Here is a 12,977-nt window from a genome sequence, read left to right on the forward strand (position 1 = left end):
TGCTGCGGTCGAAAGTTTGAGGATGTGAGCGTTGTTATAACTTAACATAGTAATATTAGTTTCCCTCGATCACGCGATAAAAGCCCGTGCCGGGCGTCAAAGGGAGATCAATTTGGGAGTTGGTTGACGCTGCCGTGAAGGGGTGTTCCCAATCTTCCCAATGGCCAAGCTGCAGATTGGTCCGAAACTGAAGATGGTAGGCGCGGCCGTTTTCGGTTGCCAATAGAGCCCGTAGAGCCCCCGAGGAATGAACCCCTTGAGAGCGGACCGCGACCGGGTATGGCCGCGCCCCAGTCAAAATTGGCGTGCCCGGCTCCGGCTCGAACGCCCACGCACCCACCACCGGGCCGAAATGTTTCGGTGACAGGAACACATGAATCCATCCAAAATGGTCGCCATCAGCCAGCGGTATTTTGACGCCTATGTAACCATCACCCAGCCGCCCCATATCGCCGTCGAACGGAGTGTAGCAACTATCGAAACTGCATCTGGTGAGTCCAGCAAAAGCTGAACTGCTCCACGTCAGGTTGGTGGGCGTCATCACTCCGATACTTTGACCCATGGGAAGAACGGCGCAGCGGTCCCCGGCCAGCAGCAATTGGTTGCTGGACAGGCAGGTGAGCCAATAGTTTTCAACTGTAAAGCCGGGGATCGAATAGAAACAGACGGATTGCCCATCCAACTTTAAGTCCGGCAGCCCATCGCCATTGAGATCGACTGTATTGCAATACTCGGAAGACCCAGGGAACGGAACCAGGCGTTCGACGTACCAGGCCGTAGTCGAGCGCGGGTTTCTGGGCCAGTCCGCGGGCCAATTCATGGCCCCCGAACCGGGGACCGCCTGCAAGAGACCACCGACCGTCGGTGGAATTTCCCAACGGTCTTCCTCTCGCCAGCCGTTCTCGAATAAGACAAAATATCCCCAGCCCGCCTGCACCTCCCGGAGCGTCGTCTCGTTCAACTGGAACCTGCCGCTATAGTGCAGGGCCGCATACGAGCCATCGCCCGCCGGGACGTTGGTGGGCTGGCCGTCTTCAAGCGGTACAATAATCTGCCGGGAGTCAGTGAACAAGGCCGCTCCGGAGAAACGCGCAAAAGCCGTGGCGAGATCAATTTCAAAATGCATTTGATTACTTTGAATTTCAAACGCGCCTCCCCCTGCAAACGATGAAACATTATTGGATACCTGTGACAAGAAGCAGATGAAATGGGCATTGGTGCCCGACGCTACCTGAGCACTCACCGAGAGTGCCGCCAGCAGCACAACGAAAATATGTACACACACTCTCACAACGCACAGATGCTTTCTTCAATCATGCCCCGCATACCTTCGCAGCATGACTGTTTTGACTATTTGCGTCCAGTTACAAAGTTGTAACTTTAATCGCCCGGGCTCAAATCCGTTTTGCCCAATTCAAATTCGGTGTCAGACCATCGCAACTCAGCAACCTTTTGAGTTGGCGCCAATGGCTGATTGCGCAGCCATCCGTGCAAGCGGGTGCTGCCTCCTTTTCCTTTTCTGATAGTTTTTTACTGCGGAAATGAGAGCCGGTTCGAGATGCCTTCGTTCGGGTGGCTTTGCGGCTTGAAAAATATTTCCGGAGGGGCGAGAGTTCGCCGCGTGAAATCGCGTGCATGGCTTTTACCTTTTTTTGCCCTGGCGTGGGGCCTGTCGGCGGCCACTTCGGAGGAAATCTGGAAGGTTTACCGCCGGGGCGAGGCCGCCCGCGCAGCGGAGCTTGGGCTGGCCGCCCTCAAGGACAAGCCGGAGGACATGGAATTGCGTCAGGTGACCGGTCGCGCGCTGGTGGATAGCGAGCAATTTGCCGTCGCCCTGTCGCATTTGGAGAAGGTAGTGCAGTTGGATACCAACCGTAGTTGGCAATCGGCCTGGGCGCTGGGCTACGCTGGCTACGCGCATTTTGGTTTGGGCGATGCCGAAAAATCCCGCAAGGCGCTGGAGGACTCGCTGGCCTTTAAGGCTACGCGCAACGTCATCAGTTTTGCCCAGCACGGCCAGATGCTGTTCGGGTTTTCCGGCGTGTACTCCAATTGGACGGCCCAAGAGACCGCCCATTTCCAGTTTCATTTTTCATCGGCTACGCCACCTGCTGGACAGACCAATTTTGCGGAACGGCACGAGGCGGCGTTTGAGGCCATCAACCGCTTTTTCGAGGCCAAGCTGCCCAAGAAAATTGATTTCTTCGTCTGGGGGACCAGTGGGGAGGCCGAGACCGCCGGGTTGGGCACCCTGGGCTTTGCGCGCCCGGAGATGGGCATCGTCCATTCCCATTGGCGGCAGACGACCGGCCACGAGATGACCCACATCATCAGCCGGCAGGCGCTCAAGCCGGTTAAAGTCACCGCTCTGATCAATGAGGGCGTGGCGGTGTATTTTGACCAGACCGGACGCAACCGCGAGCAGACCGCCCGCGCAGCTCTGCGCGAGGCCAAGGTCGAAACCCTGTCGCTGGTGGCGCTCTGGGCCCAGATGCGCGCCGTGGATGATATAGTGACTTACCCGGTGGCTGGCGCGGTGATCGAGCGGTTGCGCCAACAAGGCGGCGACGACAAGCTTCGGCAATTGCTGTGCGACCAATCCATCGAGTCCGCGCGCCAGATCTATGGCGCGGTCTTCGACGGCTGGCTCAGGGAACTGGAATCCGATCTCCTGCGAAAAGAGTAGGCCGTTCAGGCGGTCGGCGCTCAACCCTGTGGTCCTGTGTGGGTGGCGGGAAAGGTCGAACGGCTCGTTTAACCGCATCGCGGCCAGTCCGAAGATAGGCGGTTTGTTTGGTTCAAAAGCAAATCTATCAGTGTACCAGTTATGACCGACTGGCAAAATCAGGCAAGCATCAATGCTTCGGTGGCGCGGCACAGTTCATCATGCAGGGATTGCACGGCCTGTGCGGCCGGGTCCACTTTGTGGCTACCCAGTGTCCCGATGAAATTGCAGGCGGCATAATGTTGCGCCGCCGCCTCATACTTTTGGATCCATTCATTCCGTGCCGGCAGAGTTTCCGGAGCCACCGGCCAGGCGCCGGACTGTGGCCGGATGTGCCCCGTAATTCCCGCCCGCCATGGCTTCGGACTGACGCGCGCGCGAAAGCATTGTTGGTTCAAACACATGCGGACGTACACCGGGTCCGTACCCAGGGCGGCAAAGAATTCCGCGACGGCTGCCTCTCCCGGTTCAAACGTGCGGTGCATGACCAGGACCCGGAAACCTGCCGGGGTTCGGTACAGCCGCAAATGCCAATCGGGATTCTGCGCAATGAAGGCATCCATTTTTTTCCGGGCCAGTTTCTCCATTCCATCCCGCCCGCCCACCCACAGACGATGGATTCCGGCCGCCACCAGCCGACCGACAAACCAACCGATGCACAGACTGACTACAACTGCCCACAGAGCTCGCCATGCCGGATGCTGCCACAGCGCGATGACCAGCAAGGCCAGACTTATCAGGATGGGGAGAAACTTGATCCAAAGCGGCGAATCCATAGCTAGGTCAATATCGGCGAATAGCACATTGGGAGTGTTCAGGCATCTTGCCCCGTAGGCGTTCCGGGTCACAATGGTTTCGCCGTGGTGGGAGACAATTTCCTCGCGAATCGGCACACCTTCGGCGCCATTGTACGGAACCTTGGGTTCGCGCCGCAAAAGCTTATCCCCCTTGAGCACCCGCTCCAGCGCTTCTTGTGCCCGCAGGTCGGCATTGGCTTGGGCTTCTGCCTCGCTCACTTCCGACCAGCCAAAGCGCCGGATGGTCACCTGCCGACCGCGCGTGCGGTGCTGTGCGCGTCCTTCGGCCCAGAATTGTGGAATGATCATTAGTCAAATGATACCCGATTTTCTCGCAGGAGTCAAAACCGGAAAAGACCATAAGAAGCTGGCGTTTTTCGTCGGGTTGGTTTTAATTCGCGCATGGCCAAGCTGCTCATCATATCAGGAGCCGGGTTAAGCGCGGAGAGCGGGATCAGCACGTTTCGCGACAGCGACGGGCTATGGGAGAAACATCGCATTGAAGATGTCTGCAACGGCGCCACCTGGCGGGCGAACTTTGAACTCGTCCATCAATTCTATAATGCGCGACGGGCGCAGCTCGGGACCGTCAATCCCAATGACGCACACCGCATGATTGCCCGGTGGCAAAGCCGGTACGACACCATCCTGCTCACGCAAAACGTGGATGATCTGCTGGAGCGGGCGGGGTGTCGCGAGGTGGTTCACCTGCATGGTTTTCTCACCCGCATGTGCTGCGTGGATTGCGGGCACTGCTGGGATATCGGGTATGTGCCTTGGAAAAGCGGCGCGTGTTGCGTGCTGTGCCCCTCGGTCAGAGGCGTACGGCCGGACATTGTCTTTTTTGGCGAGCAAGCTCCGAACTACGCGGTTTTATGGCGGGCGCTGGATTCGTTGCGCAGGGAGGATGTACTGCTGGTGATTGGCACGAGCGGCGTGGTGCTGCCCATCACGCAAATGGCGCAGGATTGTCCGAGTTATCGAATCCTGAACAATCTGGCCAGGGAATCCGCGATTGATGAGGCGGTGTTTGATCAGGTCATCCATCAGCCAGCGACGCAGGCGGCGGCGGCGGTTGACCGGCTCTTGAAGACGCGGCTGGGGTGAGACTTCCCCGAATTCCCCTACTTCCGTTTCGCGGGACGCTGCCCATTGTGGCAATCGCCACACGCCACAACGTGAATGTTGTGTTTGCTTTGGATGGAAAGGAAAGAGGTGTCCATCTTCTCCACGTTCAGGCCACAATGGGAGTTGGCAGGATGACAGTTGGCGCACGACGCTTTGGCGGATTGGGAATGCGAGGAATGGCAGTCGCGGCAGCTCAACCCCTCATGCACCCCGGCGGGAGTGCGGTCATCCCCGGTGCCGAGCTGGCGAAACGCATTGGGCGCGTGACATTGTGTGCAAAGCCTCTGGCGCGAGTCCGTCGAGAGTTTCACCACGCGCTCACCCTGCACGATGGGCGTCACCGGCAGAAGACTGGAGGAAAAATGGGTATGCTCGCGCCGCACGTAGAGCTGCGGGGACTTGAAACCATCGGACGACTTGTGAACCTGATGGCAGGCCAGGCAGGGAATGGTCGGCTGGGCAGCCTTGGCCGGATCTTTAAAGGCCCAAGGGCCAGTGGTCGAAATCGGCGTCACGAGGTCTTCGATGTGACCATCGAAAAACATCCCATGGCAGCGGAGGCAATCGGGGGAGAGCAATTCCGTCCGGTTGTGCTTGGGGTCAAGAAAGATGCGCGCGTACGTGGCGGAATGGCGGCTGCGCTGCCAATCGGCGAACGATTCCGGGTGGCATTCCTGGCAGGCCGTGTTCACCGCCAGCACATCCCGTTCCTTGAGCCCGATCGCCTTGGTGGGGGTTCGCGAGAAGTGTTGCACCACCCGGTTCACATGCGACCGCAGCGCGTGGGTGTCGAGCGTCAGTGAACCGCCATGACAATCGCGACAATGAAAGCTGCGATGGAAGGATTTTGCCCAGGCGGAATGCATGTCCCCCATTTCGTGACAGGAGGCGCAGGTGCGCTCCGGGTTTCCGAAATGAAAATAGCTCATGCTCCCGATGGCGCTGGTCAGCAAAAATACACCCACGTAGCCCGTGAGCGCCCAGAACAGTTTTGGACGACGTAAAAAGCTCATTTGAATTTGCTCCCTTTCCAGCCGGTTTTAATGTGGTTGGAGACCCAATAAGCCAGGGCCATGATAGTCAGGACGGGATTGAAGCCACCATTGGTGACGTTCAGGCTGCCGTCGGCGACAAACAGGTTGTCAATCTGGTGGACCTGGCCGAACCGGTTGGTGACGGACGTCTTGGGATCGTCCCCCATGCGGCAAGTGCCAGCCTGATGCTGGCCACCGCTGAGCGATAGGCCACCGAGCGTATTCCGCCAAATGCGCTTGGCCCCCAACTCCTTGACCACCAGCTCGGCTTTCTTGGACAGAAAGTCCCCCAGTTCAAGGTCGTAGGGATGCCGGGTGCCCGAGAGGCGGCAGACAGGAATACCCCATGCGTCCTTCACCGTCGGATCCACGCTGACGCGCGCCGAAAAGTTGGGAATTTCCTGGATCGGTCCGTGCAGACGCAACAGGTGCTTGTACTGTTGGCGCTGAAAATCTTTGTGCGCCTTGCCCCAGCGCGGTTCGCCGGGTGGCCGGACATTGCAAAACAGGTAGGGAAGCGGAATGAATTCGTTCGCCACCATCCCGCCACCGACGAGCCCGGCATTCCCATGGTTAAAATCGCTGAAGGCCACCGTGGCGCCGGGTCCGGCCTCCTCGTAAACTTCCTGCTCCATGAGCCCGCAGGCACCAACGTAGCCGTGGCCTTGAAGGTTGCGCCCCACCCAGTCGTTGTTGTTGCCAGCCCCGTTGGGAAAGAGCTTGGACTTGGAATTCAGCAGCAGGCGGGCGGTTTCGGTGGCCGAGGCCGAGACGACGACCAGATCGGCAGGTTGTTCCTGGCCGTGGTTGTTGGCGTCGAAGTAGCGAACCCCCTGCGCGCGCCCGCGTTCATCCACGATAATTTCCGCCGCCACACAACCGGTGCGCACCTCGCAGTTTCCAGTCGCCAGGGCGACGGGCAGAACGGTGTTCTGCGAACCGGCCTTGGCATTGATGGGGCAGGCAAACCCGACGCAGGAACGCATGTGAATACACGCTGGCCGGCCATTGTACGGCACGGAATTGCGCAGCATGGGAATGGGAAAGGGATGAAAGCCCAGGCGCTTGGCCGCGTCCACGACCATCAGCCCTTGTTTATTATAAGGGAAGGCCGGCATGGGGAACGGTTTCTTGCGCGGGCCGCAGAATGGATTGGTGCTGTAATCACCGGACACGCCGATCTCATACTCGGCCTTTTCGTAGAAGGGTTCCAACTCATCATAGCTGATCGGCCAATCGGCCAGGGTGGAATCCTTTACCTCGCCATACGTGGAACGCATGCGGAAATCCTGCGGCATGAACCGCCAAGCCATGGCGCCGTAACTCACCGTGCCGCCGCCAACGCAGCCGGCGTTGTTGCAGTAACCGCCTTCGCTGGGGAGAACCACCCGCGTGCTGCCGTTGGAATTGACGACCACCCGCCGGTGCCGGAGATCATCAGGGCCAAACGGGTTGCCGAGGGCCGGGGTGCGCTGGGAATTCAGTTCATCGTCATTATGCTCGTCGTAGCGCGGCCACTCACCGCGCTCCAGGAGGACGACACGGAGACCCGCCTGGGCCAATTCCTTGGCCACAATTCCACCGCCAGCGCCGGCGCCAACAATGACTGCATTAACTTTTGGAAGAGCCATAGGTGCAGGTAAGTAAAGATTTACGACGGGCGGCCAGGAGTGTAACGGTTCTGGCCGATGAGGTTGGGATACGCCAGGCCGAGCATGCGGTAACTGGCATAATCACGGTTGCCACCATGCCGGGGGCTGCCATAGAAGCCCTGCCGGGTATGGTCGAGGACCAGACCGAAGAACGCCGATGGCGAACGATCTCCCCAGAGTTCCTTCGGCGCCTTGCCCGTCTCAAGTAGCCGCAAGGCGTCCGTCTGTTGCGCAAAGGGGAGTTGTTCAAAGGGGGTTTTATACACTTGCAGACAGGTCTGGCGAAAGGCTTCCAGCCCCAGACGGTAGCTCTGCTGGTGCCGGGCGAGCACCCCGGAAATCTGGCGGTCAATATAGTAAATCACCCCCGCGTCCGTCGCGCCGGGCGTGTCATCGCGCGGGATGATCTGTTCGCAGATCGCGATCAACAACTTGGCCTCGGCTTCGGAAAAAAATCGGTAAGGGGCCGGGGCCGTGCGGATGAAATGGGTGATGCCGGCAGAGCCACCGACGCCAACGGCGGCCCCGAGGGTGCCCACCGCTGCCAGTTTCAACACCGTGCGTCGCGACACGCCGTCCGGCTCAACTGCGGCGGCCGTTTGTGAAGGAGTTGGTTTCATGGGGTCGGCTGCTGGCTGGTACTGGGCAATGGCCTGAAAACAGGCAGGCTGGCAACCGGGTTGCCAGGGCCACCAGTGTTATGGGCAATAATCACGAGCCTATTAATAACGATAATGTTGGCAGGGAGCAAGTCGCAAATACGGTTTGAAGGCGGCTTGACACGCCGTTAGATTGCATCACCCTCTCACCATGCGAATCACCAGAACACAATTGTTTGAACAACGTTATTGGACTGGAAATTCACGATGGTCCGCCCTGGCGCTGGGGCCCGGGCAAAATGACGCACTGGAAAAACATTTACCTCAAGGCGCTGTAATCCGCCTTAAATTCGGGGTCAGACTTAAGCCGAACTCTGAATACCGAGTTACGCCGGAAAAGTTCGGCAAAATGGGAAGCCGAACTGAAGCACATGCAACCTCACCTCACTGTGCTTCCTTTTCCTTTACCGGTTTGAATTCGAGGAAAACATCGGGAAACTTGTAGTACGGCCCTGCCTTCAGGCTCCGGAGAAACTGCAGAAGTTCATCGGTGTTGCCTGGGCTGCCGATCCAGAATTTCCTCCCGTAATCGGTTTCGAAGAGGAAAACGCAGGTGGCGTCCTGTATAAGCCTGGCTTTGCATGGCGGCATGGATTTGATTTGTTCCGCCGTTTCGTAGCTGGGCTCAGGGGGTGCCGCATTTGTCAGCACTTCCTTCTCGACGGTGATATTTTTCGGGATGGCGACTTGGTCCAGTTCGATGCGGCTATCGGTCCACAGGTGCACCTCCAAAAGGTAACCGGGATCGCTGGCGGCCTTCTGCATCTGCTCCACGGAATTGGTGCCTGATAGCGTACCCAACGTACGCCAGCTTTTGGGGCAACCATCCAACTTCCAATCGCACGGCTGGCCGGTTTTGTCCCACGGGGATTTCGCCTCTCCTCGTCCCGGATGGAGAATCAGGCAATGTTTTTCCACACCTTGAAGCTGCGAGTATTCCAGCAAAAAAGCGGACAGGTTCGTGGCGGTGCCGGCAAAGAAAAAGACATCCTCGGCGTTGACGAAGAAGCCATGCACACGGTTGGTGGCATTGACCAGTCTGTCCATGCCTTTGGGCCAGGCGTCGGAGCCATAAACCCGCTGGCCGGCGGGGTAATCGGCTCCCAAGCCAAAGGCATTCACGGTTGCCATGACACACACACCGACAACCAGCGTCATGGAAATCATCCGCTGTACAAATTTCTTCACCATATCCTATTAGACGTTAATCGGTGCTCGATGCCCCCGCCATGCTGGCAAGGGGAGCGAAGCAAGCCATACTTTTATGACACCCCACCGGACTTTTCCTTAGAACCTTTTCGGCTATGGCTTTTTTTCCGGAGTGTTCACCAGCTTGTAGCGCAGTTTCACACCGTAACCTTTCTGTCCATCGGTGTGGAAGCCGAGTTCACTTTCGACGATATCGAGCAGTTGCAGGATGCCGATCTCGCCGCGTGCGGTTTTGAAGTAGGCGGTCAGCGGCAAATCTTTTCGAGTCGGCTGCAGGATGCCGACAATCCAGGTCGTGTCCTTCAAGTTGTCAACGACGCCTGTTTCGGTTGATTCCAGCCATTTCGATGGATCGGTCTGCAGGAAGAGGCAGCCTTCGCCGGCAAATTGCAACCCATCTGCGAGTCCGAACGCCTTCGCATCTGCGCCACCCGCCGCATCAATGATCTTCTGATCTTCGGCTGCCTGTTCTTTCGTTGTGCCCGGCCCGTGCCCGTCAACGAAAAGCCTCCCGCTGCGAAATTGAAACGCATGTCCAAGGCACGGCGCACTGAACGGCACGACGCGCTCCACCACCGGGCCGAAGGATAGCTTGGCATCGGCTTTTGCGCTCGGTGCGGCGATGAATTTGGCCAGGGCTTCCGGCTCGCGAGCGATGGCGAGTGGCGGAAACAGCGCAAGCCTTTCGACCGAGCCGTCATCGCGAATCACGAAGACGCGGCCCTCGCGCAGATCGTATTGTTTGCCGTTGATGTGCAGATAATCCTGCATCACCGAATCGCGCTGATAGCCAAAGGTGCGACCGTTCTCCAATTGGATGTTGTGATCCTCTTTCCACGCCCGTGGATTGGTGGTGCTGGAATCCAAACCGCCACCGGAGTTGAGATGATTCCCCTGGTAGAATATCGCATAGTGAACGTCCACGCTGTCGTCGTGCAGCAGCACCGTCTGATCGTTGTGGCTGATATGACTGCCATTGGGTTGTATGCTTCGTTTGGCAGGTTCGCCGTTGCTGACTTCAAACGCGATGACGAGAAACTTCGCGGAGCCATCCTTGCGGGAGAACGGCAGGAAGAACGTTCGCGCCCGACCCGGTTGCGGCGCATTGCCCTCCCAGACGATCAACGCATTTTGATACGCGCAGTTGAGGGAGTGGGTGGGGTGAGATTCGGTTCGCAATTGGAGCACTCCGTTGCGTCTTTGAACCCCAAGAATTCCACTCCCACCACCGGTGCCGAAGAACTCGCCCAGGCGGCTGTAGCTCCACGAAACAGCCATGCCCGGCCATGGATAAAACCCGTAACGGTTATCCACCAGCAACCACGGTGGTTTGGAGCAGTCCAGCAGCAGTTTGCCGAGCACCTCCCCGTCAATCTCGGTCGTCTGCGAAACCATGTTCACCGGCGAGCCGATCTGCGCAGGCCGGTTCGGAATCTCCAGTTCGCGGTCCATCATTTGACCAGGCTTGCGCGTTGTCTCCGGTACCAGCGTGTCCACCGAGCTGGCCTCTGCCTCGAACACCCGATAGCGAACCTCGCCTTTCTCCTCGGCCGCATCCGGGAGGTAGTGCTGCCATGGCGCGAGCGTGGCAATGGTCAACCAGACGGCAGTTTGAATAGCCCCGAACCATAGCGCCCACTTTCCGCATGGCGACTGGCGCACCGGGATGGCCATCCCCACCGCCGCAAGGGCTGTGACGAGGATGGACCAGACCAACCACACAGGCGGATGCGGCAGCATGAGCCATGTTGCGGCCGCAAAGATTCCGCTCCCCCACGCAGTGCAGCAAGCAGCGGTCGCCAGCGGTGTATTCGGCACGACTGCGGGTGGAGAAACCTCCGGCGCTGCGGACGGAGCGCTGCCGACCGGCTTGTTCGCCGCGCGCCAAGCCCAGCGGATGATGAGGTAGTCCACGACCAGCGCCGTGACTACGGTCGCCACGGTTGCCCATTCGCGGACGAGAGCCGGGGCGATGTCGGGCTGATAGATTTCCAGATAACGACTCATGTCGAGCGACGACCCCATCAGCATCTTGATAACGATGGTCCAGAGCCACAACAGGACCGCATCCAGCGCCAGCAGCGGGAACAGCAGTCCGTCGAAAACGGCCAGCCCCAGCCCGTAAAGCTGTCCTGCCGATCGGCGGATTTGTGCGACGGCGATCCACCCGAGAATCGTCGTGCCCAGAAAGCCTGATAATCCCAACAAATCCTGCTGCAATAAATGCATCGTCCACCAGACCGGCGAAGCTGTCAGCGAAGCGAGTGAAACGAATTTCGCCATGAGCATTTGGGTGACAAACAGACAAGGAAACGCCGCCCATACCGCCCCTACGATGGCGGTGCGCGAGAAGCGCGACGGTTGCGCCGGGCTGGCTCTTGGTCCGGCAGGTGGGGTTTTCCCGGCTTCCTTGTCGTCGAGAGACGGGAGCTGTTCAATCGGCCTTCTACAATCGCGGACAATGCTCGTGACCAGCATTCCGAGGACAAATACATTAATCCATACCACCCAGCCGGAGATGTGCTCCCCCGAGAAAGCCGCCCCGCCGAAAAACACCGCCATCACTCCCATGAACAGGATTCCGTTCGAGGCCGCACCGGCCCAATGAATGACACGTCGCCCGTTGCGGACGCCGACTATTGGCGAAAAAAGCAGCAACTTCGATATCAGGTCCGATTGCTCTCGGACGGGCGCGCCGCCCGTCGTGGCCGGGGTTTCGGGAGAACTTGCCAGCGGCAGCGTTGAGGCAATCGTCTCCACCATCGTCTTCACGTCGCTGACATGCTGGTAACGCAGTCCCGGTTGTTGCTCCAACGCGCGCAACACGACGGCATCGAGGCGCACGTCTATCTGCACTTTGTGCGACGGCGCTTCGAGCGGTCTGCCCGGCAGTTCGCCCGTGAGCATCTGGTAGAACACCACGCCCAGCGCGTAAATATCCGCGCGATGATCCACTTCCCCTGGAGCAGCGATCTGCTCAGGGGACATATACTGGGGTGTGCCCATGACCGCATTGCTGATTGCAGATTGCGGATTGCGGATTGAAGCAGCGTCGGCCGTCGGCTCGTCAGCATCTTTTTGGCCGATCAACTTTGCCAGGCCAAAATCCGCGACCTTTACCCGGCCCCGACGGTCAATGAGGATGTTCTCGGGCTTGATGTCTCGATGGACGATGCCCTGGTCGTGGGCAAATTGGAGGGCATCGCAAATCTGTGGCACAATGGCCAGGGCTTCGCGGGCGGAAACCCGGCCCGTTTGCATCAATTGGCGAAGGTTTACACCGTCCACGAATTCCATCAGGAAATAGAACTGACCATTGGTCTCGCCAAATTCGTAGAGGGTGACAATACCGGGGTGGTTGAGTTGCGCCAGGGCCTGGGCTTCGCGGGCGAAGCGTTCCGCAAATGAAGCATCATCGGCAACGCCGAGGGGAAGAATTTTGAGCGCGACAATGCGATTGAGCTTCTTTTGCCGGGCTTTATAGACGGCCCCCATGCCGCCCTTGCCGATGAGTTCGAGAACTTCGAGTTGCGGAAAGCGGGGCGCGAGGGTCTCAACGGAAGGCGGCACGAATGCGGGCCGGGCAGCGCCGATTTCCGTGTCCGGCCCAATATCCGCGTTTGATCCGAGGCCGACTTTGATGAGGCATTCGGGGCACAACCCGCCCGGCGCGTTGGCCGGAAGCGCTTTGCCGCACGTTGAACATTTAGGTTGGGTGTCCATATTACTGTTTTCACCCGTACCTTAGCCAACGGCGGACAAATGTTACGCGG

At 58.7% G+C, this 12,977-nt stretch carries 9 protein-coding genes; 2 read left to right on the plus strand and 7 right to left on the minus strand.

Annotated features, from left to right (window positions below):
- Positions 1 to 55 precede the first annotated feature (55 nt).
- A complete protein-coding gene (locus WCO56_09200; protein ID MEI7729739.1) occupies positions 56 to 1,126 on the minus strand; it encodes a hypothetical protein in 1,071 nt (356 codons plus the stop codon).
- Positions 1,127 to 1,621: 495 nt separating this feature from the next.
- On the opposite strand from WCO56_09200, the gene WCO56_09205 reads away from it, so the two are divergent.
- The gene (locus WCO56_09205) at positions 1,622 to 2,686 is read left to right on the plus strand and encodes a hypothetical protein (GenBank protein MEI7729740.1); all 1,065 of its coding nucleotides are present in this window, start codon (positions 1,622 to 1,624) and stop codon (positions 2,684 to 2,686) included.
- 158 nt (positions 2,687 to 2,844) lie between these two features.
- On the opposite strand, the gene WCO56_09210 is transcribed toward WCO56_09205, so the two are convergent.
- A complete protein-coding gene (locus WCO56_09210; GenBank protein MEI7729741.1) occupies positions 2,845 to 3,831 on the minus strand; it encodes a hypothetical protein in 987 nt (328 codons plus the stop codon).
- A 93-nt stretch (positions 3,832 to 3,924) separates the two neighbouring features.
- On the opposite strand from WCO56_09210, the gene WCO56_09215 reads away from it, so the two are divergent.
- Entirely contained in the window at positions 3,925 to 4,629 is a 705-nt protein-coding gene (locus WCO56_09215; GenBank protein ID MEI7729742.1) for a Sir2 family NAD-dependent protein deacetylase, read from the plus strand.
- 17 nt (positions 4,630 to 4,646) lie between these two features.
- Here WCO56_09215 and WCO56_09220 read toward each other — a convergent pair whose 3' ends face one another.
- From WCO56_09220 to WCO56_09240, 5 genes are all read right to left on the minus strand, one after another.
- A complete protein-coding gene (locus WCO56_09220; GenBank protein MEI7729743.1) occupies positions 4,647 to 5,663 on the minus strand; it encodes a multiheme c-type cytochrome in 1,017 nt (338 codons plus the stop codon).
- Entirely contained in the window at positions 5,660 to 7,315 is a 1,656-nt protein-coding gene (locus WCO56_09225) for a GMC family oxidoreductase (GenBank protein MEI7729744.1), read from the minus strand. Before WCO56_09225 ends, WCO56_09220 begins: the two co-directional genes overlap by 4 nt.
- Before the next feature lie 20 nt (positions 7,316 to 7,335).
- Entirely contained in the window at positions 7,336 to 7,956 is a 621-nt protein-coding gene (locus WCO56_09230; protein MEI7729745.1) for a gluconate 2-dehydrogenase subunit 3 family protein, read from the minus strand.
- A gap of 423 nt (positions 7,957 to 8,379) precedes the next feature.
- Positions 8,380 to 9,186 (minus strand): hypothetical protein, encoded by an 807-nt coding sequence (locus WCO56_09235; protein ID MEI7729746.1) that lies wholly within the window; start codon positions 9,184 to 9,186, stop codon positions 8,380 to 8,382.
- A 111-nt stretch (positions 9,187 to 9,297) separates the two neighbouring features.
- Entirely contained in the window at positions 9,298 to 12,927 is a 3,630-nt protein-coding gene (locus WCO56_09240; GenBank protein ID MEI7729747.1) for a serine/threonine-protein kinase, read from the minus strand.
- Between the last annotated feature and the right edge of the window lie 50 nt (positions 12,928 to 12,977).

This window comes from Verrucomicrobiota bacterium, from assembly GCA_037139415.1.
In the GTDB taxonomy this organism is placed as follows: Bacteria; Verrucomicrobiota; Verrucomicrobiia; order Limisphaerales; family Fontisphaeraceae; genus JBAXGN01.